Here is a 21,940-nt window from a genome sequence, read left to right as displayed (position 1 = left end):
TGCCCGGACTTTTGCCATGGGCCAAGATCACTGTGTAAGGCTGATCATGAAGGGCTTCAACTGTGCGCTATGAGACGTAGAATGGACTATTGTGACTTCCGAAAATAATTCCGCACAGGCCATTGATCCAAACGACCAGCGACAGGTACGTACTGATAAGCGTAACCAGCTGCTGGCCAAGGGCGAGGAAGCCTACCCGGTAGGCGTAGCTCGCACCCACTCGTTGCAGGAAATCCGCGACAAGTACGAGCACCTCGAAGCCGGCGAAGAAACCGAAGACGTTGTTGGCGTTGTCGGCCGCATCGTTTTCATGCGCAACACCGGCAAGCTCTGCTTCGCCACCTTGCAAGAAGGTGGCAAGAAGGGCGAAGGCGTGCGCCTGCAGGTCATGCTCTCGCTTGCAAACGTCGGTGAAGAGCGCCTGGCGCAGTGGAAGTCGCTCGTAGACTTGGGCGACCACGTTTTCGTGACGGGCAAGGTCATCTCCTCCCGCCGCGGCGAGCTGTCCATCATGGCTGACGCCTGGGAAATGGCATCCAAGGCCCTGCGCCCGCTGCCAGTGCTGCACGCAGATTTGAACGAAGAGACCCGTGTTCGCCAGCGCTACGCCGATCTGATCGTACGCAATGAAGCCCGCGAGATGGTGTACAAGCGTGCGGCGATCATCCGTGCAGTGCGCAATACCCTCGAAGGCCACGACTACGTCGAGGTCGAAACCCCCATGCTGCAGCTGGTTCACGGCGGCGCTTCGGCCCGTCCATTCAAGACCCACCTGAACGCCTTCGACCAGGAAATGACCATGCGCATTGCCCTGGAACTGTACCTCAAGCGTGCAGTGGTCGGCGGCGTGGACCGAGTCTTCGAAATCGGCCGCATCTTCCGCAACGAGGGCGTGGATTCAACGCACTCCCCGGAATTCACCATGCTTGAATGCTATGAGGCCTACGCCGACCAGTATGTAATGGCGCAGCGCATGCAGCAGATGATCTTGAACGCTGCAGATGCCATCGGCGCCGGCCGCACCATCGAGACCGCCAACGGCACCATCAACCTCGATGGCGAATGGCGCTGGCTCAGCGTCTACCCTGGCCTCTCCGAGGCTGTAGGCGTTGAAATCACCCCGGACACCGACGCTTCGGTGCTGCGCGAGATCGCGCAGAAGCACGAAGTGAAGATCGACCCAGCCTGGGGCGCCCAGAAGCTGGTTATTGAACTGTTCGGCGAAATCGTTGAGCCGACCTTGATCGACCCGACCTTCGTGTGCGACTACCCGCCGCTGGCACAGCCGCTGGCACGTCCGCACCGCTCGAAGCCAGGAGTTATCGAAGCCTGGGACCTGATCATCGGCGGGATGGAACGCGGTACCGCCTTCTCCGAGCTGATCGACCCGGTCATCCAGCGTGAGCGCCTGACCGAGCAGTCCCTGCTGGCTGCCGGCGGAGACCCAGAAGCCATGCAGCTTGACGAAGACTTCCTGCGTGCACTGGAGTACGGTGCCCCGCCAATGGGTGGTATCGGTTTGGGCATCGACCGTTTGGTTATGCTTTTCAGCAACGCTGGTATTCGCGAAACCATTCTGTTCCCACTGTTAAAGCCGGAGGCATAATATGCCATATATTGAGGCAATCGTTCCGACAATCGGTCTTGCACTGCTTTTCTGGTACGTCATGAAAGCAATTACAAACGCGGATCGAAAAGAACGCCAAGCTGAAGCGGAAGCTGATGCGCTAATTCAAAATCATCCGGATTCTAATAATCCAGTAATCGAGAATTAGGCTTTCCTGAAAGAACCTTGTGAATACCGGTGATAATTAGAGTTTTGTGGCACTAATTGTATAAGCTTGTCGATTGAAATGGATTGCTGAACGAAATGTCAGTTAGTCCAGTGCATTCAAGCTCGGAGGAATTCCTAAATGGCACGTCAGGTTCAAATTGCCCTGATCGACGATATTGATGGTAGCGAAGCAACTGAATCGATTGCATTTAGCGTCGCTGGACAGCACTTTGAAATCGACCTGAACGACGAGCATGCTGCACAGTTCCACGCAGCTATTGAGCCGTATATTGAAGCGGCTCGTTCGTCGAAGCAGACTGCGGCGAGCGAAGCTCCAGCAATCCGCGCATGGGCGAAGGAAAACAATATCAAGGTTAACGCTCGCGGACGACTCAATGCAGAAGTTGTCGATGCCTACAACGCTGCAATGCGTAAGGGCGGGCGAAACCGCGCGAAGTAATTCGCAAGGTTTATATCAAGCCTCAAAATAAGAGCCGGCACACATTGAGTGCCGGCTCTTATTTTCTTGTCGGGACATTGCCATACATTCAATAGTTTCGTTGAAGGTTGCAATATTGGTGCGACAACTAATTCAAGTAATCAATTGCAAAATAAATACTGATTGCCTGCGCCAGCGGACCGCATCGGTTATCCCCGTGGCGAACAAGGGCGAATTGCTCGCGCTGGGTGCGTAGCATCGAGTTATTGGTAAGCAAGGAGTGTGCCGAAGATGTTTGAGAGATTTACCGACCGTGCCCGTCGAGTTGTCGTGCTCGCCCAAGAAGAGGCGCGCATGCTCAACCACAATTACATCGGCACCGAGCACCTGCTGCTCGGTCTAATCCACGAAGGTGACGGTGTTGCCGCAAAGGCACTCGAGTCGCTGAATATTTCGTTGGGTGCCGTGCGTGAGCAGGTTCAGGAGATTATCGGCAAGGGCCAGCAGGCGCCTTCCGGTCATATCCCGTTCACTCCTCGCGCCAAGAAGGTTTTGGAGCTCTCGCTGCGTGAAGCGCTGCAGCTGGGACATAACTACATTGGTACCGAGCACATCCTGCTCGGCCTGATCCGCGAAGGCGAAGGCGTCGCAGCCCAGGTTCTGGTGAAGCTGGGTGCTGACCTCGGTCGCGTGCGCCAGCAGGTCATCCAGCTGCTCTCGGGCTACCAGGGCGGCAAGGAAACTGCCTCCGCCGGCGTCAGCTCGGGCGGCCAGCAGGAGGGCACCCCAGCGGGTTCCGCCGTGCTGGACCAGTTCGGTCGAAACCTCACCGCAGCTGCCCGTGAAGGCAAGCTCGATCCGGTGATTGGCCGCGAGCACGAGATGGAACGCGTTATGCAGGTCCTCTCGCGCCGTACCAAGAACAACCCTGTTCTGATTGGTGAGCCTGGCGTTGGCAAGACCGCAGTCGTCGAAGGCTTGGCCCAGTCGATCGTGCGCGGCGATGTACCGGAAACCATCAAGGACAAGCAGCTGTACACCTTGGACCTCGGTTCACTGGTTGCAGGTTCGCGCTACCGCGGTGACTTCGAGGAACGCCTGAAGAAGGTCTTGAAGGAAATCCGTACCCGTGGCGACATCATCTTATTCATCGATGAGATCCACACCCTGGTAGGTGCCGGTGCGGCCGAAGGCGCTATCGATGCTGCTTCGATCCTCAAGCCAATGCTGGCTCGTGGCGAACTGCAGACCATCGGTGCGACCACCTTGGACGAGTACCGCAAGAACATTGAGAAGGATGCAGCGCTCGAGCGCCGCTTCCAGCCAATCCAGGTCAAGGAGCCTTCGGTTGAGCTGACCACGCAGATCCTGCGTGGCCTGCGTGACCGCTACGAGGCGCACCACCGCGTGACCATCACTGATGGCGCGCTGCAGGCTGCCGCCACCTTGGCGCATCGCTATATCTCTGATCGCTTCCTGCCGGATAAGGCAGTGGACCTGATCGATGAGGCTGGTGCCCGACTGCGCATCCAGCGCATGACCGCTCCTCCTGCCCTGAAGGAAATGGACGAGGAAATCGCCACCGTGCGCTTGGAGAAGGAAGCTGCGATTGACGCGCAGGACTTCGAAGGTGCCGCATCGCTGCGCGACAAGGAATCCAAGCTCATCGAGGCTCGTAACGAGAAGGAGAAGTCCTGGCGCAATGGCGACATGGACGAGGTCTCCGAGGTGACCGAGGAACTCATCGCCGAAGTCTTGGCTAACTCCACCGGCATCCCGGTAGTGAAGCTGACCGAGGAAGAGTCCTCGCGACTGCTGAACATGGAAGCTGAGCTGCACAAGCGCGTCATCGGCCAGGATTCAGCGATCAAGGCCATCTCCCAGGCGATCCGCCGTACCCGTGCAGGCCTGAAGGATCCGAACCGCCCAGGCGGCTCGTTCATCTTCGCCGGCCCAACCGGCGTAGGCAAGACTGAGCTGGCCAAGGCGCTGGCAGAGTTCCTGTTCGGTGAAGAAGAAGCACTGATCACCCTGGACATGTCCGAATACTCGGAGAAGCACACCGTTTCCCGTCTGTTCGGTGCCCCTCCGGGCTACGTGGGCTACGAAGAAGGCGGACAGCTGACCGAGAAGGTTCGCCGCCGTCCATTCTCCGTCGTGCTCTTCGATGAGGTCGAGAAGGCCCACGCTGACCTGTTCAACTCGCTGCTGCAGATCCTGGAAGACGGCCGTCTGACCGACTCCCAGGGCCGCGTGGTGGACTTCAAGAACACCATCATCATCATGACCACCAACCTCGGTACCCGCGACATCTCCAAGGGTGTGATGACCGGCTTCCAGTCGGCCGCGGATACCAAGACCGGTTATGAGCGCATGCAGGCCAAGGTCCAGGAAGAACTGCGTCAGCATTTCCGCCCTGAATTCTTGAACCGCGTTGATGACACCGTCGTCTTCCCGCAGCTGAACCAGGACGAGATCGAAGAGATCGTCGACTTGTTCGTCGCCCGTCTGGCCAAGCGCCTGAAGGATCGCGATATGACCATCGAGCTGACTCAGGCTGCACGCAGCCTGCTGGCACAGCGCGGCTACGACCCAGCCATGGGTGCCCGTCCGCTGCGCCGTACCATCCAGCGCGATATCGAAGATCAGCTCTCCGAGCGGATCCTCTTCGGGCAGATCGTTGCCGGACAGAAGATCACCGTGGACGTCGAAGGCGAAGGCGAGCTGCAGAAGTTCGTCTTCCACGCCGAGGGCGGCACCGGCCAGCTGGAAGGCGAGCCGGCACCGGCTGCGTTGGAAAGCTAGAGCGCTCGAAGCATAATCAATAGCCGTGGAACTGAAATAAAACAGTTCCACGGCTATTTGCTTTAAAACGGCCTTGTCATACGATTAATGCATGAAGATGCGAAGCGCAGGCCAGCAAGTAATCGCCGTTTCCATCCTCGCTGCCATGGCCTATTGGGCCCTGTACCTATTCCTGAGTCCACGGCTTCCCGACCAGCTGGTGCGCCACGTGGGCACCGAAGGCATCGGATACAGTCCGATGTGGCTGGTAGTGCTGATCATTGGTGCCGCAGCTGCTCTCAGTATCGCCATCGGCATCATTACCTACCGCGACTTCACTTCCTTGGGGCACTGGAACCCAGGGCCAAAAGCCATCGTGGTCTGCTTCCTAGCCGCTGGGTTCGGCATCCTGGGACTTGGCTCGGCGATGATCCTCACCGTCATCGGACAAGAAGCCGTGCAGCTGGGTGCCTTGCCCATCGGCATGGGACTGCTGGCACTGGTCACAGTCTTCGCGCTGACTGCGGTGTTGCTGGCCAGGACCTTGCCGCGGGCAGAGCAAGAGGCCCTCGACCGCTAAGCGCAATCAAGGGCCTCTGTACAGGCGGAAATTAGCGGCCGACTGCCTTGGCCACCAGAGCCGAAACCTTTTCTTCTAGCTGTTCATCAAGTGCGGTGATCGCGAATGATGTGGGCCAAAACGTGTCCTCATCCAGCTGTGCTCCGTCATTGAAACCGAAGGTCAGGTAACGGGTACCGAACTTCTTTGCATCCTGCATGAAGCAAAGGATCTTGCCGTCCAAGGCGTACGCCGGCATGCCATACCAGGTTTTCGGCTCCAGCTCTGGGGCCGTGGCGGTAATGATCCGGTGCAGCTTCTCGGCAAGAACCTTGTCATTGCCTTCGAAGGAAGCAATCTTCTCTTCAACTTCCTTGCGTGCCTGCTGCGCCTTCTCGGCCTTGGTCATGCGCTTCTTCGGTGCGCGGATCTCTTTGGCGCGCTCTTTCATGGCCGCTTTTTCAGCAGCCGAGAATCCGTCTTGCTCTGAATCGCTCACAGTTCGACTTCCTTATGCGGCTTGGTTGATGCGGACCATATTTCCAGAAGGGTCGCGGAACGCGCAATCGCGCGGACCCCACGGCTGATCCATAGGTTCCTGCAGTACTTCTGCACCTGAAGCGCTCAAAGACTCAAAGAGCCCGTCCAGATCCTTGGTGGAAAGCACCAGTGGACCGATAGCGCCCTTGGCGACCAGCTCGGCCAGGGCCTGCGCATCGGCTTCGGACCGTCCTGCGCCCGGCGTTGAAAGCACCAAATTGGTGCCCGGGCCATCGGACCCGGCTAAGGACACCCAGCGGAAGTCGCCGTTGGCGACATCCGAAACTACGGTGAAGCCCAGCCCGTCGCGGTAGAACAAGAGAGCCTCATCGACATCGAGCACGGACAGTGGAACAAAATTGATTGAAATGTTTGCCATGCCACCAGCTTAGAAAATCTGTGTGCGGCGCGCTTCTCCAAAACTGCTCAGAATCGTTCTGGGCGCAAAAGGAGCTTGGCAAGGCAGGCCGGCACCGCTTCGGTAGCCGAATGGTCCCGGTCTCGGTAGGAAGACGGAGTCTCACCGACGACTTCGGTGAAGCGGCTGCTGAAGGAACCCAGCGAGGTCCAGCCGACCTGCATGCAGGCATCGGTGACAGTTGCCCCAGCACGCAGCAGATGCATTGCCCGTTCGATCCGGCGGGTCAGCAAGTACGAATGCGGAGTTTCTCCGTATGCTCGTTTGAACTCGCGCGAGAAATGCGCAGGCGACATCGCGGCGCGCTGCGCCATGGCCGGAACATCCAAGGGCTCGGCGTAATGGCGGTCCATCAGATCCTTGGCCCGGCGCAAATGGGCCAGCGTTTTAAGCGTCTCGGAATTCACGGACTAAGCACGCTTCTTAGCTCGCACCACCAAGAAGATCCCCAAGAATGTGGAACACAGGTAGATCCCGGTGACGGTGATCCAGCCTGCGGTGAATCCACCGGCCGAACCCACCAGCAACCCCATGGCAGCCGGCCCCACGGTAAAGCCGCCAAATTGGCCTGCAGACACGATGCCGCTGGCACTGCCCAGGTTCTTGGCGGGGATTGCGCGCAGCAACGCGGCCATGAGCACTACCGAAACACCCAGTGCAGAGGCGCCGTGCAGCCCGACTGCCAGCCAGAGCAATGCCGGGGAATGCATTTGCTGTGCGCCCAGGAAGCTGAGCGCACCAACCATTGCCAAAAGCGCCAACAGCAGCAACAATCGCGGTGCTGAAACGCCGCGTGACATCATTTTTCCCCAGCCGATACGGGCGCTGACGCCAATGATGCCAGCAACCGCAGCGGTCAGGCCGCCGGCGACCAAGGAGAAGTCCAGTTCACGAACCGCAAAGAGCGCCAGATAAACGTTGGTTGCCTGTACTCCGACGCCGTTGATGAAGCCGTAGCTGCTCAGCGCGATAATGACGAACCGTGTCGAGGGTGCGGTGGCGGGTGCCGGCCTGCTCTTATCCGGTTGAGGGCTTCGGGGTGCCGGGGCGGCAAGCATGGGAGTGGCGCTGACGATGCGCAGGGCAAGAATGGCCAGGATTGCCGCGAGCGCGGCACCTACCAACGAAGCCCCATGCCAGCCAATGACTGCGGCCAGCATGGGGAATCCCAGGCTTCCCACAAGCTGGGAAACCTGCACGCCGGATTGCTTGATGCCCGTCCACGTGATTCGTTGGGCGCTGGGAACGCGTTGCACCAAAATGCGGTTGGTGACCCCGTTGGGGAAGGACTGCGCAAAACCGGCTAGGCCGGAAGCGACCAGGAGCAAGACGAAACCGGCCGGAATTGCAGCCAGGCCCAATGCCACCGCGGTGGTGCCAAAAATCAACAGGAGCAACCGGCTATCCGGCTGCTTGTCGGAGAATTTTCCGAAGGCCGCATTGCCCAGGGCCGCGCAGCCAAAGCAAACGGTTGCCAGCAGGCCGAACTGCGATTCGGTGATTCCCAAATCCCTGATGACAAGATCGCTGGTGGCATTCAATCCGTAATTAAGCAGCGGGGCAATGCCCACTGCCGAAAGGAGGATGGCAAGCATCCCGAAACCGGGGCGTGCTGTTTTAGCTGGCATCCTCATCCTTGCTTCAAAGTGACTTCAAGGTTCAAGTTTATCTTGGTGAATCTGACCGTGGGGTGTTCCTCCTATGACATATCTAGCAGAATTTTCGATTCTGCAAACCCGCAGGCATAGGATTTAGAACGTGAACTCATATACCGTCCGCCCAGCCAAAACCAGTGATGTCCACGCAATCCGCAATCTTGTGCGCCCATTGGCCGAGGAACGAATCCTGCTGGACAAGGAGGCGGTGACCTATTACGAGTCCATCCAGGAATTCCTGGTGGCCGAAGACGCAGAAGGCAACGTTGTCGGCTGCGGTGGTTTGCACGTCATCTGGGAAGACATCGCAGAAATCCGTACCTTGGCGACCTCTGGCGAGCTGCGCGGCAAGGGCGTAGGCCATGTCCTGCTCTCTGGGTTGCTCAAGCGTGCCAAAGATGTCGGAGTCAGCCGGGTCTTCTGCCTGACCTTCGAAGTCGCTTTCTTCGAGCGCCAGGGCTTCAGGGTGATGGCTGATCAAAGCGCTGTGGATCCGGCGGTGTACCAAGAGCTCCTGCTGTCCAGAGATGAAGGCGTCGCTGAATTCTTGGACCTGGCACGCGTTAAGCCAAATACCCTGGGCAACACCCGCATGATCATCACGCTGAACTAAGGCATTTAGTCCATCTGGTCATAGCGTGCGCGGAACACGAGGTAAATCGCGTAGCAAACCAGGCCAACGCCGATGGCAATCAGTGCAACCGGGCCGAAGGGCTGATCCTGGATGGTCTTCAAAGCGCCATCGATCCCGTTGGCCTCTTTCGGATCTCCTTGTACTGTGGCCACAATAAACAGCACGCCCAGCGTGCCCAGGACGACGCCCTTGGCCGGATAGCCGATCATTCCAGAAGTCTTGATCGCTCGTGAGACCTCCGAATGCCTTGAGCCGGAGAGATCTTTCAGGAATCTGCGGGTAACGCCCTTGTAGATGTAATAACCGGCCATCACCAGCAGTCCGATGCCGATAGCAATCAGCAACGTCCGCCCCAAGCCCGACTTCATCATTTCTCCGCTGAAGCTGGTGGCAGTCTTTCCGGAATCGCTGGGCTTGCCCACCGCAAATCTTCCAAAGGTAAATCCGACAGCCAAGAAGGATACCGAAGTCGCTGCGTGCTTGATCCATTCTCGCACCTTGTTTTCCGGCAAGAAGGCCTGCGCCAAAGACCAAAGTCCCAGCAGGAGCGCGCCGATTGCACAGACCCACAGCAAGACCATGCCAAAAGGCTGATCCGCTAAGGTTCGCATTGCGCCGCTTTGATCAGCTTCTGCTTTGCCACCGGTAGCGATAACTGCCGCGAGGATTCCCAAAGTAGCGTGCAGGACGCCGTTGGCGGCATATCCCAGCCGCGCTGCGCGTTCAAACCAAGGGTTCTTCGCGACTTGCCGAGCAGCTCCGGCCGGATCAACTGAGGAGTTCATGGGCTAAGCATAGGTAGGAGCCAGCAGATAAAGCTAGCCGATGCCATGATGTTTTGAGCCGGGGCTAGGAGGGCAGTCGAATGCCATCTTCGTCGGCGACGGCCAGCCCATCTTTCAGCAGCCCGGCCAGCGCACGTTCACGCTGTTCCAGAGGAGAACCCAGCTTTTCCAGCGCGAGGTACTTCGCATGCGATTCTTGGGCCAGATCGTTCAAAAATGAGCGCTCGGGTACGGCTTGCTCATGTTCGCGAAGGATCGCCATGATCGCGCCGCGAACCTGGCGGTCGGTGCCCTTCCACGATTGGCCCTTCGGAGTGTAGTGCGGAGCCGGCTGCCCAGCAGCAATCCATGCGCACTGCTCAAAGACCGGGCACTGCTCGCACTTGGGACTGCGTGCGGTGCACACCAGCGCGCCGAGCTCCATCACCGAAATGTTCCACATGTTAGCTATCTGGTGCTCTTCGGGCTGAACTTCCCTAGCGCGGGCGAATTCGCTGGCACGCGGGGTTGGTTCGGGTAAAGCCATGCCGCCAAAGAGCCTGGCGTGCACGCGGCGAATATTCGTGTCCACCACTACGGTGCGCTCGCCGAAGGCAAAGCAAGCGATGGCTGCCGCCGTGTAGTCCCCGATACCTGGCAAGGACAGAAGTTCGGCTTCGGTGCGGGGGACCTCGCCGTTGTATTCGGTGGTGATCTCCACAGCTGCGGCATGCAAGCGCTGCGCTCGTCGCGGATAGCCCAGGCGTCCCCATGCTTTCAACGCTTCAGACAGTGGTTCTGCGGCCAGGTCCTGCGGCCTTGGCCAGCGGCGCATCCATTCTTCGTAGACCGGTAGGACTCGGACGACGGGAGTCTGCTGGAGCATGAACTCGCTGACCATGACCTCCCAACCACTAACTCCTGGGCGTCGCCATGGCAGGTCGCGGGCGTTGCGTGAATACCAGCGGTTGATGCTGTTGTGGATTTGCTGCACCCCACCACTCTAAGCCAGCACGACAACCACCAAGAATCCGTGCGGCGGATTGGAAAAGGTGATTTGCCCCGGGCTTTACGCCATTACCGGTTTCAAGCCGGCAAATGAATTAGCCTTAAGCCATGAGCAACACATCAGGGGGAAAGCCGGGAGCCAGGGTCTACCGGCGCAGGCGGATCACCGTGGCAGTCATCGCTCTGGTGCTTCTCGGCGTGCTTATCTGGGGCATCGTTGCCCTGGTTGGCCTGTTTACCCCTGATGCGCAGAAAACTGCGGGCAATGAATCGCGCACTGAGCAAACCCAGCCAGCTTCTTCACCGTCGAGCGAGCAAAAAGACGATGAGGCTTCGGCGGCGATGTGCAAAGACGATGAGATTGAAATTACCGCGACTACCGATGCGAAACATTATGCATCGGATAAGAACCCGACATTGATCCTCGGCATTGAAAATGTCTCCAAACGCGAATGCGACCTGAACGTCGGAAGCAGGCAGCAGGAGTTCTTGGTTTCCAGCGGTGCAGACCGCATCTTCTCCACAATTGACTGCCTTGACCAGGCAGAGGACGTAAACCTGACTTTCAAGCCAGGCCAGAAGGAGAATTCTCGCTTTACCTGGAATCGGGAGCGTTCAGCACCCGGCTGCAAGGCGGTTAGCGTGCAGCCTCGACCGGGCACATACAAGTTCACCGCGGCAATCGGCGATTTCGTGTCGGAGCCAGTGAGTTTCGTTCTGGAATAAGAATCCTAGATGTAGCGATCCAGGAGCGAGGATTCGGCCATGCGCGCCAGGCCTTCGCGAATGGAGCGCGCACGCTGTTCGCCCACGCCTTCAATCTCCATCAGCTGGCTGGTCGACGCGGCCATGAGCAACTGCAAGTTATCGAAAGACGCCACCAGGCGATCGCCGACAAGCTTGGGCACCGTGCGGATCTGCGAAAGCAAACGGTAGCCCTTGGGGGTGAGCTGGTCATCTTGGCCAACCATTGAGTGCGGGAACAAGATCTTTATCAGTCCATCAATATCGATGAGCTGCGCATCGGAAACTTCATGCAGCTTCTCCAGAGCCTGCTCGATATCAAGCTCTTGGCCTTCTGCATCCGAGTAGTCGCGCAGCAGCAGCTGGTTATCTACTTGGATGCCGGAGAGCAACTCAGCATGCTGGGCTGCCAGCAGGCGCCCGTCGATACCCAGCTCGAGCACGTAACGGGAGATTTCTTCGCTGGTTCGGCGCAGCATCTCTGTACGCTGCAAGACGGCCAAGACTTCTCGTGCGGTGGCGACATCTTCGATTTCCGCAGCAGATAGTGTGCTGGTGACCTGGTCCAGGCGATGGCGATAGCGTTCCAAGGTAGCAATGGCCTGGTTGCCTCGGGCCAGCAGGCGCTCTGCAGGTTCGAGCACATGGCGCTCGCCGTCTGCATAAAGGGTAATGGTCTGCATGGACTGCGAAACGGAAATGGTGGGGAACCCGGTCTGCGCGGCAACACGTTCTGCAGTGCGGTGTCGGGTGCCGGACTCCTGGGTTTCGATCTGCGCATCTGGCATCAGCTGCACGCCAGCTTGCAGGATCTGCCGGCCGGTGCCATCCAGGATGATTGCCCCGTCCATCTTGGCTAGTTCGCGGATGCGCGTAGGGGTGTATTCGGTGTTGATCCGGAAGCCCCCGGAACTGATCGACTCGACGACTTTGTCATGTCCGAGCACAATCAGTGCGCCGGTACGTCCACGCTGGATTCGTTCCAGGCCTTGGGCCAGCTCGGTACCCGGGGCGATTTGAGCCAGAACGGCAAGAAATCCGGGTGTGGGGTGCGCTTTCAACTTGCGTCCTTTCGACGGGCAGCAACACTCAAGTTTATCCTGTTGGCTTCTGCCGTTGGTTGAAGGCGATATCCAGAGCCTGGGCGATGTTCTCCACCTGGAACACCCGGATGCCCTCGGGGATGTTCTTCAATGGTTCCGGGGTGGCCGGAGCCATGGCGAAGGAGAAGCCCAAGCGCTGGGCTTCGGTAATCCGCCTGGAGATTTCGGGCACCTGCCGCACCTCGCCAGCCAGGCCCACTTCGCCGAAGGCAACGAAGTCCTGCGGCAGCGGGAATTCATTCATCGAGGAGGCCAGGGCCAACGCGCAGGCAAGGTCCGAGGCAGGTTCGGCAATCTTTACGCCGCCGACGGTTGCGATATACGAATCCATGGACGACAGATCCATATGCGCACGGGCCTGCAGCACCGCCACCACCATTTGGGCGCGGGCGGCATCCAGTCCGCTGGTAGCCCGGCGTGCGGCAGGGGCATTGCTGCGCGAGAGCAGGGTCTGCACCTCGGCAACCAGCGGGCGCCGGCCTTCCAGCGTGACAGTAATGCAGGTGCCCGGCACCGGGTTGCGGGTGCGGGTGACAAAGAGCTTGGATGGGTCGGTCAGCGATTCGATGCCGTCTTCGTTCAAATCGAAGCAGCCCACCTCATCGGTGGCTCCGTAGCGGTTCTTCAACGCACGAAGAATGCGCAACCGGGAATGCTTCTCGCCATCGAACTGGCAGACCACATCGACCAGGTGCTCGAGCAGGCGCGGGCCGGCTACCGAACCTTCCTTCGTGACGTGCCCGACCATGATGGTGGACATGGCTCGGGTTTTGGCGGCATTGATGATCGAAGCTGCGACTTCGCGGACCTGGGACACGCCACCGGCCGCACCGTCAATCTCTGCGGAGGAGAAGGTCTGCACCGAGTCAAGGATCAGCAGCTGCGGATCGATTTCCTGGATCTGGCCCAAGGCCAAAGACAGGTCGGTTTCGGCGGCCAGGTACAGGGTGTCGGCGATGGCATTGATGCGTTCAGCACGGGACTTTACCTGTGCTGCCGATTCCTCGCCGGTCAGGTAGAGCACGCGCAATCCTGTTTGCGCCGCTTTCGCAGCAACATCGAGCAGCAACGTGGATTTGCCTACCCCCGGTTCGCCAGCGAGCAGGATCGCCGCGGCAGGAACCAATCCGCCGCCGAGCACGCGGTCCAATTCGGAGACGCCGCTGGGGCGGAAGGCCGCTTCTGAGCCATCAATCTGCGCGATCGGCTTGGCTGGATGGGCGATTTTGGCGGCGGCAACGGTGCGGGCGGACACGACGCCTACTTCTTCGACGGTGCCCCATGCCTGGCATTCGCCGCAGCGTCCTACCCATTTAATCGTGGTCCATCCGCATTCAGAGCATTTGAATGATGCGGAAGACTTGCTGCGGGTGGAGGTTTTGGCCATAGCCCAATGCTATCGAGCTATGCGGACATTTTTGCTCAGGACAGCTTGGGCAGTACGTCGATGGCCTCTTGATGCTCGCGGCCGGCTGCTTCCAGCAGGTCCACCACCATGGGGCGCAGCAACAGGACCAGGCCTTCGCCCTGCAGCCCTTCAACGCCCAAAGCGCGCGGATCCAGCTGAGCGGCGACACCTTCGAGCTGCAGCTGCGCGGACTTCTCGTATTTGCGTTGGCCAGCCACGGTTGTCTCGCGCACCGAGTGCGCCAAGGTGTTGACCGCTTCGGACAATTCGCGCATCAGCGGGGCCAGGGTCTGTGCGCCTTCGGGCGTCAGCGCGCTATTACTGAGCACCGATGCCAGTCGCCGGGCGAATACCCGGGAGTTGCGGGCCGCCCAGTCGTAGTGGTTGAACCGCTTGGATAGCCGGTTCAATTCATGGCGGTGGCGTCGCCCGGTGGGTGAAATCATCGCGATTTCCTTGGAAGCACGGAAAGCCGCAGGCAGCTTATCCAAGTGCTTCTGGGTGCCACGGGCCTTGATCAGTGCGTGGAAGGCGGCGCGCCGGTCATCGTCGCGGATGGCCCAGGCGCACTCCAGAAGGGCTTCGGAGAGTTCCTTGAACAGGTCCGAGAGTGCCGAAACCGGGCTGCGTCGCGGGTCGGTGGGCCAGAAAACTATGACCAGCAGGGCAAGCAGGGAACCGGTCAGCGCGTCAATAGATCGGGCAAACGGCCCGTCAACGCTGATTGGCAGCAGCACCACCAGCGCCGATTGCATGCCCAACTGGGTGGAAAAGATGGCTCCGGAATCCAAATAGCGGGCAACGACCAGGCTGAGCGACATCACCAGTGCGGCCTGCCAGATTCCCTGGCCGAACCAGTGCATGAGGGTATCGCCCAGAGCCACGCCAAGCGTGCATCCCAGGGCGACCTCCGCGGTCTTGCGTACCGTAGTGGAGGCCCCGAAGCCCAGCGAAACAAGTGCGCTGGTGGCCGCGAAAATCGGCTGGGAATGCCCCCAGATGCTTTCGGCGATCCAGAATGCACCGATGGCTCCCAGCGTCATGCGCAAAATCTTCGGCAGGGAGCTGCGCGCACGGATCAGCCCGGCGCGGTTGCGCTGGGATAAGAAGCCGAATACATGCGCTGGCATGCGCTTGGCCTTCCGTGTAGTTGCCATGGCTTCAGTCTTCCATGCGTTCGGTCCCAGATGGCAGAAGCTGCCGGCATATTGCATTGGTGAGCAGGATCACGAGCCTGTGGACAACTTGTTAACCTTCTGTTCACCTTCGCTGGGGGAGCTGGTTACTTTTGATCCTTAACGTCGTAGATGAAGCGGGAAGAAGCCGCTGAAGGTTTTACATCGATCTACCAACATGGGGAGTAAATCTCGTGAAGCTCAATCGCATTGGCAGCGCAGCTGCCGTTCTTTCCGTAGCGGCACTCGCGCTGACCGCTTGCGGTTCGGATAGCCCAACCGCTGCAGCCGGCTCCGAAGGCGCCGAGACCTCGGCGGCATCGGGTGTAACCGGTACCCTGACCGGCATCGGTGCTTCGAGCCAGAACTCGGCCATGGAAGCATGGAGCACCGGCTTCAAGGCAGCTAACCCTGACGCCAACGTCCAGTACTCGCCAGATGGCTCCGGCGCTGGCCGTGAAGCATTCCTGGCAGGCGGCGCACAGTTCGCTGGCTCCGATGCTTACCTGAAGGAAGACGAAGCAGCCAAGGCCAAGGAAGTTTGCGGCCCAGAAGGCGCCTTCAACATCCCAGCCTATGTTTCGCCGATCGCCATCGCTTTCAACCTTGAAGGCGTTGAAGAGATCAACATGGATGCAGCCACCATCGCCAAGGTGTTCAAGAAGGAAATCACCAAGTGGAACGATGAGGCTATCGCCAAGCAGAACCCGGATGTGGAACTGCCGGACACCGCCATCACCGTGGTGCACCGCAACGATGAGTCCGGCACCACCGAGAACTTCGTCGAGTACCTGAAGGCCGCGGCCGCCGATGTCTGGACCTACGACGTATCGGGCGACTGGCCAAGCGACATCCAGTCGGAGAACGCCAAGGGCACCTCCGGCGTGGTTTCCACCACCACCTCGACCGATGGCGCCATCACCTACGCTGACTTCTCCGCAGTGGGCAACCTGTCCACCGTGAACGTCAAGGTCGGCGAGGACTACACCAAGATTTCTGCTGAAGCAGCAGCCAAGGCGCTTGAGACCGCAACTCCAGTTGAGGGTGCAGCCGAGAACGACCTGGCTCTGGATCTGGAGCGCGACACCACCGAATCGGGCACCTACCCAATCGTTCTGGTTTCGTACCACATCTTCTGCAGCAGCTACAAGGACCAGGCAACTGCTGACCTGGTCAAGGCCTTCGGCAACTACGTCATCTCCGAAGATGGACAGAAGACCGCACAGGCTTCGGCCGGCAACGCGCCGATCTCGGCTGCGATTGCCGAAAAGGCCAAGAAGTCCATCGACGGCATCACTGTCGCCGAGTAATATCCCGCCGGGCAACCGGCACCAGGTGCGGGTGGATGCACTCACCCACCCGCACCAGCAGTACCCCTCCACCCCCGCAGTGAAAACTGCAACACCCCCGTTTCGTAAAGGCTCTAGCCATGACTGCAAATGCTTTGACAAGCAAGTCATCGACCTCCGGCCGCGCTGGTGACAAGATCTTCTCTGGTGCCGCTCTGGGCGCCGGTGTCCTGATCCTGATCACGCTCTTCGCGGTCGCGGTCTTCTTGCTGATCCAAGCCCTGCCGACGTTCTTTGCTGATCCAGCAGAGATTTCCGGCGGCGAAGGATTCTTCGCGTATATCTGGCCGATTATTATCGGCACGGTTATCGCAGCAGCTATCGCGCTGCTCATCGCTACCCCGATTGGCATCGGCGTAGCACTGTTCATCTCGCACTTCGCTCCCCGCAAGGTCGCAGGCCCGCTGGGCTACCTGATCGACCTGCTCGCCGCGATCCCTTCGGTGATCTACGGGGCCTGGGGCTACATGGTGCTCGCTCCGGCTCTGGTGCCCGGCTACGAATGGCTGGCCAAGAACCTGGGCTTCATCCCGATTTTCGAGGGCCCGGCCAGCCAGACCGGCAAGACCATGCTCACCGCCGGCATCGTGCTGGCCGTGATGGTATTGCCGATCATCACCTCGCTGAGCCGCGAAATCTTCTTGCAGACTCCGAAGCTGCATGAGGAAGCCGCTCTGGCGCTGGGCGCCACCCGCTGGGAAATGATCACCACTGCGGTGATCCCATTCGCCCGTCCGGGCATCATCTCAGCTGTCATGCTGGGTCTGGGCCGCGCCTTGGGCGAGACCATGGCAGTTGCCCTGGTGCTCTCCACCGGAAACTTGATCCCATCGTTGATCAAGACCGGCAACCAGACGATCGCCGCGGAAATCGCGTTGAACTTCCCAGAGGCCTTCGGTCTGCGCCTGGCAGAGCTGATCGCCGCCGGTCTGGTCCTGTTCCTGATCACTTTGGTCGTGAACATGATCGCCCGCGGAATCATCGCCCGCCACAAGGAATTCTCGGGAGCTAACTGATGAGCACCATGACGACTAATCAGAGCAATATGGCTGGCCGGCCGACTCCGCCGGTACGCAAGCGCAACTCGCTGGCCAAGGGCAAGCTTCCGAAGTGGGCTATCTGGGCCATCGCCGCAGGCGCCATCATTATCGGCGCCGCAGCCTCGACGCTCACCGGCTTCAACGTTGCTTCCTTCGCAATCTACTCGGCGCTCATCTTCCTGGTGGCAGCTTCGGTGATCACCAGCGCAGTGGAGGGCAAGCGCCGCGGCAAGAATGCGATGTGGACCTACCTGATCTATGCAGCGTTCATCGTCGCGGTAATTCCACTGGTATCCGTGCTCTACACGGTGCTGGAAAAGGGCATGCCGGGCATGAACGCCCACTTCCTGTTCAACTCCATGAACGGCGTGACCGGTGCGGTGGACAATGAATCCGTCGCCAATGGCGCCCCGGTAGTCGGCGGCGCGTACCACGCGGTGGTAGGCACCTTGCTGATCACCCTGTGGGCCACCTTGATCTCCGTTCCAGTGGGCATGCTGACCGCCGTCTATCTGGTGGAATACGGCCAGGGCAAGGCGTTGTCCAAGGCGATCACCTTCTTCGTCGACGTGATGACCGGCATCCCTTCGATCGTTGCCGGTCTGTTCGCAGCTGCGTTCTTCGGCATGATCCTGGGCCCGAACGCCCGCATGGGCATCGTCGCAGCGGTCGCATTGAGCGTGCTGATGATCCCAACGGTGGTCCGTTCCACCGAGGAAATGCTCAAGATCGTTCCCAACGAACTTCGTGAAGCATCCTTTGCACTGGGTGTGCGCCGCTGGCGCACCATCTTGAAGGTGGTCATCCCGACCGCGATCTCCGGCATTGCCTCGGGTGTCACCTTGGCCATCGCCCGAGTCATCGGCGAAACCGCTCCGATCCTGGTGACCGCCGGCATCGCAAGCCAGATCAACATGAATGTGTTCGCAAACTGGATGTCCACGCTGCCGACCTTCATCTACTACCAGATCCTGACCCCGACCAGCCCGACGAACATCGACCCGTCGGTACAGCGAGCCTGGGCCGCGGCCCTGCTGCTGATCTTCATGGTGATGGCGTTGAACCTCCTCGCCCGCCTGGTCGCCTCGATCTTCGCCCCAAAGAAGGGCCGTTGAGCTAAGGCTCCGGTCCGGACAACCCAAACTTTCCAAGGATTACATCATGGCAAAACGCATTGACGTCAACGATCTGAACGTCTACTACTCCAAGTTCCTCGCCGTTGAAGGCGTCTCGATCAACATCGAGCCGAAGTCCGTCACCGCTTTCATCGGCCCATCGGGCTGCGGCAAGTCCACCTTCCTGCGCACCCTGAACCGCATGCACGAAGTCATCCCCGGCGGCCGCGTCGAGGGCCAGGTGCTGCTGGACGGCGATGACCTGTATGGTGCCGGCGTTGACCCGGTGACCGTACGCAGCCAGATCGGCATGGTCTTCCAGCGTCCGAACCCGTTCCCGACCATGTCCATCAAGGACAACGTACTCGCCGGCGTGAAGCTGAACGGCCAGAAGATCTCCAAGTCCGATGCCGACTCCCTGGTTGAGAAGTCGCTGCGCGGCGCGAACCTGTGGAACGAAGTCAAGGACCGTCTGGACAAGCCAGGCTCGGGCCTTTCTGGCGGCCAGCAGCAGCGCCTGTGCATCGCCCGCACCATTGCGGTCAAGCCGGACGTGATCTTGATGGACGAGCCTTGCTCGGCACTGGACCCGATTTCCACGCTGGCAATCGAGGACCTGATCAACGAACTGAAGAACGACTACACCGTGGTGATCGTGACCCACAATATGCAGCAGGCTGCACGCGTCAGCGACCGCACCGCCTTCTTCAACATTGCGGGCACCGGCAAGCCGGGCAAGCTCATCGAGTACAACGACACTGCAGCCATCTTCTCCAACCCGGAGCAGAAGGCCACCGAGGATTACGTCTCCGGACGCTTCGGATAAAGATTTCGGATACCGCCGCTCCTTGAGCCGGCGGTAGACGGACCGGAAGGGGGGTCTTCCGGGGATCCTGGAGGGGATCACCGCCAGCGGCGCACCGATTACGGTGCGCCGCTGCACTTTAACTATCCATGTAAAGCACCCTTGACTGTAAAGCACGCTTGGCAGTAAAGTGAGGTTTACATCAATAGGGATAGGGGACAACGATGGATTCAAAAGCAGTTGGCCAGAGCAAATGGGGCCGTTCGCGCTTCGGTGGCGGGTCGGCCGCCCTGATTGCCGTCAGCCTCAGCGCAGGGGCCGTGCTTTCAGCCGGTGCAGGTGTGCTCTTCGCCCGGCTGAACGCCCCGGAGCATTTCGTCTTGGCAGCGTTGCTGATGGCCGCTGGCTTGCTGCCGGTGCTTTCAACAGCTTGCTGGGCGTTGCTGCTGGATCGCGACACCCTGCGCGGTGCCACAAGGAACCCCGAGATATCGGTGGAGAGCCAGTGGTATGACCGAGCTGCCATCGGAGTGTTCCAGGATTTGCTGTTAGTTTGCGGCCTCGGTGGCGCAGTGTTTTCCTTCATTCAGATCCAAGCATCACTTGGCCTCGTTCTGGCTGGTGTCGTGCTGCTGGCGTTGCTTGACTTCGGAATCCGTTATTTCATCATTAAGCGGGCAGAAAGCTAGTGGAGAACAATCTCAGCGCATACCGCAGGGAACGCGGGTTCTCCCAGCAAGCATTGGCCGACCTGCTGGGCGTCTCGCGGCAGACCGTCATCTCGCTTGAAAAAGGCCGCTACGACCCGTCCTTGCCGCTGGCCTTCAAGCTTTCAGCGGTCTTCGGGTGCAAGATCGAAGACCTCTTCATTCCAGGTGAAGACTAGGCGTTGCCCAGCAGCGGGTGCACCGCCAAGGTCAGGATCGCGCCACCGGCAACGCAGATGGCCGGGGTCAGCACCCAGTGCACCAGCACCTTGCTGACATTGCGCCAGACCACCGATTCAAAGGCCTGGTTATTGCCGGCACCGACGATGCCGCTGGTGACCGCCTGCGTGGTGGACAGCGGCAAATGCAAGACCAGCGAGCCGAGGAACAGCATGGTTGCGGCCACGCCCTGGGCGATCATTCCGCGCAGCGGATCGAAGTTCACCAGCCGTCGACTGAGCGTGTAGGTGATGCGCCATCCGCCCAGCAGCACTCCCAGGCTCAGCGCCGCACCTGCGGCCAGCTGGATCGCCCAGGTCATCGGCCCCGGATCCATCGCATGCCCGGTGATCAGCACCAGGGCGATCATCGCACCGGTACGCTGGCCGTCTTGCAGTCCCAATCCCAGGGCCACGGCGCAAGCGGCGATGGCCTGGCCTGCGCGTGACCCGTTGTTGACCGACTGCGAGGTGTTGTGGCGCATCAGCCAGGTTGCTGGAATCACCAGCAGATAAGACAGGATGTAGGCGATTACCGGGGTGACCAGCAAGGGCAGGAGCACCGAGCCCAGCAACAGGCCCCAGGCACCGGACATCGACATATCGCCCATGAACGCCGAGGCGCCGCTGGCGCCTACCAGGCCGGAGAACAGCGCGTGGGTGGAACTGACCGGCAGTCCGCGCCACCAGCAGTAAAGGCCCCAGGCCCCGGCGGTCAGCAGACCGCAGATCAGCAGCTTCAGGCCGACCACGCCATCGGGAACGTTGAAGTTCAGCTTGTCCACCAGGGCCACGCTCAGTCCCGTGGTCGCCAAGGTGCCCAGGAAGGCGAATAGGGCGGCCACTGAGACCGCAACAGCAGGACGCAGCGCCCTTGTGCGGATCGAGGCCGCGACGGCGGTGGAGGCATCCCTGAAGCCGTTGAGCACGCCATAGCCCAGGGTGAGGACGATCGCGATTCCGGTGAGGACCGAAAGGATGGCCATTTACCTAGGACTCCTTCACCAGCACGCGACCGAGGTGGTCGGCGAACTGGCGCAGGGTGTTGGCGGTGAGCATCAGGTGATCGGCCACCCGCTGGTGGCGGTGGATGGTTCCCGGCTTGGCGAATTTGGAAATCTCATTGACCCACACCAGGTGGGTTCGGGCCGCGCGCTTGGAGAACTGCAGCATCTGCAGCCAGTTGTCTTCCAGATCATCGAGGTTATGCAGGCGCTGTACCGAATCGGAAGCCAGCTCGGCCAGCTGCGAAATGAGCTCGAGCTGCTCCGAGGAACGTTCGGACAGCGGAGTGGAGCCGACATTCATGATCAGTTCGCCGGTGCCGCGCAGATGCTCCATGGTTTCGTGCAACAAGCGCGAAAGCGTGTACATGTCTTCGCGGGGAAGCGGGCTGATATAGCTGGTTCGCAGGTGGGTGAGCACTGCGTGCACCAGATCGGAGGCCTCGGCTTCTGCTGAGGCCAAATCGCGCAGCTGATCCGCACGGGTGTCGGGGGAGCCGATCATCTCGGACACATTGGCAACGGAGGTGCGAATGGTCGTCGTCAACCCGCACAGCAACTCGATGCCACGCGAGGTGGAGGGAAAGATCTGGAACTTCACTTTACGGCGCACCATTCGATTCGACAGCTAATTGGTACCAACGCAGAACAGTTTACGACGTGGAAGTTAACGAATCGTATTTGAAGGTGCCGGACC

Annotated in this window: 24 protein-coding genes; 13 read left to right on the top strand and 11 right to left on the bottom strand. The window is 59.9% G+C overall.

The genetic code is table 11. The features are described from left to right. Window positions 1–91 precede the first annotated feature (91 nt). The 5 genes from lysS to AB4Y71_RS16335 all read left to right on the top strand — a co-directional run bounded on the left by lysS (window position 92) and on the right by AB4Y71_RS16335 (window position 5,577). Window positions 92–1,606: a lysine--tRNA ligase gene (gene lysS / locus AB4Y71_RS16355; protein WP_102598772.1), complete on the top strand. Its 1,515-nt coding sequence runs from the start codon at window positions 92–94 to the stop codon at window positions 1,604–1,606. A gap of 1 nt (window position 1,607) precedes the next feature. Beyond that, complete coding sequence (locus AB4Y71_RS16350; RefSeq protein ID WP_013347493.1) at window positions 1,608–1,775, top strand: hypothetical protein; 168 nt, start codon at window positions 1,608–1,610, stop codon at window positions 1,773–1,775. Window positions 1,776–1,913: 138 nt separating this feature from the next. Then, window positions 1,914–2,234, top strand: a complete 321-nt coding sequence (locus tag AB4Y71_RS16345; RefSeq protein WP_013347494.1) for a histone-like nucleoid-structuring protein Lsr2 — start codon at window positions 1,914–1,916, stop codon at window positions 2,232–2,234. Window positions 2,235–2,504: 270 nt separating this feature from the next. Continuing rightward, complete coding sequence (locus AB4Y71_RS16340; RefSeq protein WP_134778941.1) at window positions 2,505–5,018, top strand: ATP-dependent Clp protease ATP-binding subunit; 2,514 nt, start codon at window positions 2,505–2,507, stop codon at window positions 5,016–5,018. A 91-nt stretch (window positions 5,019–5,109) separates the two neighbouring features. Continuing rightward, entirely contained in the window at window positions 5,110–5,577 is a 468-nt protein-coding gene (locus tag AB4Y71_RS16335) for a hypothetical protein (protein WP_441722053.1), read from the top strand. A 31-nt stretch (window positions 5,578–5,608) separates the two neighbouring features. Here AB4Y71_RS16335 and AB4Y71_RS16330 read toward each other — a convergent pair whose 3' ends face one another. From AB4Y71_RS16330 to AB4Y71_RS16315, 4 genes are read right to left on the bottom strand one after another with little or no spacing between them, the layout of a single operon-like run. Beyond that, the gene (locus AB4Y71_RS16330) at window positions 5,609–6,055 is read right to left on the bottom strand and encodes an iron chaperone (protein ID WP_441722052.1); all 447 of its coding nucleotides are present in this window, start codon (window positions 6,053–6,055) and stop codon (window positions 5,609–5,611) included. A gap of 12 nt (window positions 6,056–6,067) precedes the next feature. Then, on the bottom strand, window positions 6,068–6,475 hold the full coding sequence (locus AB4Y71_RS16325) for a VOC family protein (RefSeq protein WP_441722050.1): 408 nt from the start codon (window positions 6,473–6,475) through the stop codon (window positions 6,068–6,070). Between the two features lie 47 nt (window positions 6,476–6,522). After that, window positions 6,523–6,867: a helix-turn-helix transcriptional regulator gene (locus AB4Y71_RS16320; protein ID WP_173362800.1), complete on the bottom strand. Its 345-nt coding sequence runs from the start codon at window positions 6,865–6,867 to the stop codon at window positions 6,523–6,525. A gap of 57 nt (window positions 6,868–6,924) precedes the next feature. Further along, entirely contained in the window at window positions 6,925–8,142 is a 1,218-nt protein-coding gene (locus tag AB4Y71_RS16315) for an MFS transporter (protein ID WP_441722047.1), read from the bottom strand. A gap of 130 nt (window positions 8,143–8,272) precedes the next feature. On the opposite strand from AB4Y71_RS16315, the gene AB4Y71_RS16310 reads away from it, so the two are divergent. Then, entirely contained in the window at window positions 8,273–8,782 is a 510-nt protein-coding gene (locus tag AB4Y71_RS16310) for an amino-acid N-acetyltransferase (protein ID WP_441722044.1), read from the top strand. Window positions 8,783–8,787: 5 nt separating this feature from the next. On the opposite strand, the gene AB4Y71_RS16305 is transcribed toward AB4Y71_RS16310, so the two are convergent. Next, window positions 8,788–9,588: a DUF1206 domain-containing protein gene (locus AB4Y71_RS16305; RefSeq protein WP_134778938.1), complete on the bottom strand. Its 801-nt coding sequence runs from the start codon at window positions 9,586–9,588 to the stop codon at window positions 8,788–8,790. Between the two features lie 64 nt (window positions 9,589–9,652). Further along, window positions 9,653–10,561, bottom strand: coding sequence for an A/G-specific adenine glycosylase (locus AB4Y71_RS16300; protein ID WP_441722041.1), 909 nt, complete (start codon window positions 10,559–10,561; stop codon window positions 9,653–9,655). A 122-nt stretch (window positions 10,562–10,683) separates the two neighbouring features. Here AB4Y71_RS16300 and AB4Y71_RS16295 point away from each other — a divergent pair, with 122 nt between their 5' ends. Further along, on the top strand, window positions 10,684–11,301 hold the full coding sequence (locus AB4Y71_RS16295) for a hypothetical protein (RefSeq protein WP_013347504.1): 618 nt from the start codon (window positions 10,684–10,686) through the stop codon (window positions 11,299–11,301). A gap of 5 nt (window positions 11,302–11,306) precedes the next feature. On the opposite strand, the gene disA is transcribed toward AB4Y71_RS16295, so the two are convergent. Genes disA through AB4Y71_RS16280 form a run of 3 tightly spaced genes read right to left on the bottom strand, consistent with a single transcriptional unit; the run spans window position 11,307 to window position 14,987 of the window. Then, the gene (disA, locus tag AB4Y71_RS16290; RefSeq protein WP_013347505.1) at window positions 11,307–12,380 is read right to left on the bottom strand and encodes a DNA integrity scanning diadenylate cyclase DisA; all 1,074 of its coding nucleotides are present in this window, start codon (window positions 12,378–12,380) and stop codon (window positions 11,307–11,309) included. 34 nt (window positions 12,381–12,414) lie between these two features. Beyond that, on the bottom strand, window positions 12,415–13,809 hold the full coding sequence (gene radA / locus AB4Y71_RS16285) for a DNA repair protein RadA (RefSeq protein ID WP_134778936.1): 1,395 nt from the start codon (window positions 13,807–13,809) through the stop codon (window positions 12,415–12,417). 35 nt (window positions 13,810–13,844) lie between these two features. Further along, window positions 13,845–14,987 (bottom strand): FUSC family protein, encoded by a 1,143-nt coding sequence (locus AB4Y71_RS16280; RefSeq protein ID WP_441722038.1) that lies wholly within the window; start codon window positions 14,985–14,987, stop codon window positions 13,845–13,847. Window positions 14,988–15,199: 212 nt separating this feature from the next. Between AB4Y71_RS16280 and pstS the strand changes: the two genes are divergently transcribed. From pstS to AB4Y71_RS16250, 6 genes are all read left to right on the top strand, one after another. Continuing rightward, window positions 15,200–16,315: a phosphate ABC transporter substrate-binding protein PstS gene (gene pstS / locus AB4Y71_RS16275; protein WP_441722035.1), complete on the top strand. Its 1,116-nt coding sequence runs from the start codon at window positions 15,200–15,202 to the stop codon at window positions 16,313–16,315. 119 nt (window positions 16,316–16,434) lie between these two features. Continuing rightward, the gene (gene pstC, locus AB4Y71_RS16270) at window positions 16,435–17,370 is read left to right on the top strand and encodes a phosphate ABC transporter permease subunit PstC (RefSeq protein ID WP_441722032.1); all 936 of its coding nucleotides are present in this window, start codon (window positions 16,435–16,437) and stop codon (window positions 17,368–17,370) included. Beyond that, complete coding sequence (gene pstA / locus AB4Y71_RS16265) at window positions 17,370–18,509, top strand: phosphate ABC transporter permease PstA (protein ID WP_013347510.1); 1,140 nt, start codon at window positions 17,370–17,372, stop codon at window positions 18,507–18,509. The genes pstC and pstA overlap by 1 nt, the downstream gene beginning before the upstream one ends. Window positions 18,510–18,555: 46 nt before the next feature. Further along, entirely contained in the window at window positions 18,556–19,335 is a 780-nt protein-coding gene (gene pstB, locus AB4Y71_RS16260) for a phosphate ABC transporter ATP-binding protein PstB (RefSeq protein WP_441722029.1), read from the top strand. Between the two features lie 203 nt (window positions 19,336–19,538). Next, a complete protein-coding gene (locus AB4Y71_RS16255; protein ID WP_134778933.1) occupies window positions 19,539–20,003 on the top strand; it encodes a hypothetical protein in 465 nt (154 codons plus the stop codon). After that, window positions 20,003–20,200, top strand: coding sequence for a helix-turn-helix transcriptional regulator (locus AB4Y71_RS16250; RefSeq protein WP_105658998.1), 198 nt, complete (start codon window positions 20,003–20,005; stop codon window positions 20,198–20,200). Before AB4Y71_RS16255 ends, AB4Y71_RS16250 begins: the two co-directional genes overlap by 1 nt. On the opposite strand, the gene AB4Y71_RS16245 is transcribed toward AB4Y71_RS16250, so the two are convergent. Further along, window positions 20,197–21,225 (bottom strand): inorganic phosphate transporter, encoded by a 1,029-nt coding sequence (locus AB4Y71_RS16245; RefSeq protein WP_013347516.1) that lies wholly within the window; start codon window positions 21,223–21,225, stop codon window positions 20,197–20,199. The genes AB4Y71_RS16250 and AB4Y71_RS16245 overlap by 4 nt on opposite strands. Before the next feature lie 4 nt (window positions 21,226–21,229). Further along, window positions 21,230–21,844, bottom strand: a complete 615-nt coding sequence (locus tag AB4Y71_RS16240) for a hypothetical protein (RefSeq protein WP_041649201.1) — start codon at window positions 21,842–21,844, stop codon at window positions 21,230–21,232. Window positions 21,845–21,940: the final 96 nt, after the last annotated feature.

This window comes from Glutamicibacter sp. MCAF14, from assembly GCF_052114325.1.
Taxonomy (GTDB): domain Bacteria; phylum Actinomycetota; class Actinomycetes; order Actinomycetales; family Micrococcaceae; genus Glutamicibacter; species Glutamicibacter arilaitensis.
Note: the sequence above shows the minus strand (reverse complement) of the source record. Positions and strands in the feature narration are given on the sequence as shown.

Bases quoted from the DNA above. Each gene is read 5' to 3' on its own strand.
- pstA (WP_013347510.1), top strand. From the start codon at position 17,370: ATGAGCACCATGACGACTAATCAGAGCAATATGGCTGGCCGGCCGACT.
- AB4Y71_RS16245 (WP_013347516.1), bottom strand. From the start codon at position 21,225: ATGGCCATCCTTTCGGTCCTCACCGGAATCGCGATCGTCCTCACCCTG.
- AB4Y71_RS16305 (WP_134778938.1), bottom strand. From the start codon at position 9,588: ATGAACTCCTCAGTTGATCCGGCCGGAGCTGCTCGGCAAGTCGCGAAG.
- pstC (WP_441722032.1), top strand. From the start codon at position 16,435: ATGACTGCAAATGCTTTGACAAGCAAGTCATCGACCTCCGGCCGCGCT.
- AB4Y71_RS16350 (WP_013347493.1), top strand. From the start codon at position 1,608: ATGCCATATATTGAGGCAATCGTTCCGACAATCGGTCTTGCACTGCTT.
- AB4Y71_RS16345 (WP_013347494.1), top strand. From the start codon at position 1,914: ATGGCACGTCAGGTTCAAATTGCCCTGATCGACGATATTGATGGTAGC.
- AB4Y71_RS16340 (WP_134778941.1), top strand. From the start codon at position 2,505: ATGTTTGAGAGATTTACCGACCGTGCCCGTCGAGTTGTCGTGCTCGCC.
- AB4Y71_RS16315 (WP_441722047.1), bottom strand. From the start codon at position 8,142: ATGCCAGCTAAAACAGCACGCCCCGGTTTCGGGATGCTTGCCATCCTC.
- radA (WP_134778936.1), bottom strand. From the start codon at position 13,809: ATGGCCAAAACCTCCACCCGCAGCAAGTCTTCCGCATCATTCAAATGC.
- pstB (WP_441722029.1), top strand. From the start codon at position 18,556: ATGGCAAAACGCATTGACGTCAACGATCTGAACGTCTACTACTCCAAG.
- AB4Y71_RS16280 (WP_441722038.1), bottom strand. From the start codon at position 14,987: ATGGCAACTACACGGAAGGCCAAGCGCATGCCAGCGCATGTATTCGGC.
- AB4Y71_RS16255 (WP_134778933.1), top strand. From the start codon at position 19,539: ATGGATTCAAAAGCAGTTGGCCAGAGCAAATGGGGCCGTTCGCGCTTC.
- AB4Y71_RS16295 (WP_013347504.1), top strand. From the start codon at position 10,684: ATGAGCAACACATCAGGGGGAAAGCCGGGAGCCAGGGTCTACCGGCGC.
- AB4Y71_RS16335 (WP_441722053.1), top strand. From the start codon at position 5,110: ATGAAGATGCGAAGCGCAGGCCAGCAAGTAATCGCCGTTTCCATCCTC.
- AB4Y71_RS16320 (WP_173362800.1), bottom strand. From the start codon at position 6,867: ATGGACCGCCATTACGCCGAGCCCTTGGATGTTCCGGCCATGGCGCAG.
- AB4Y71_RS16325 (WP_441722050.1), bottom strand. From the start codon at position 6,475: ATGGCAAACATTTCAATCAATTTTGTTCCACTGTCCGTGCTCGATGTC.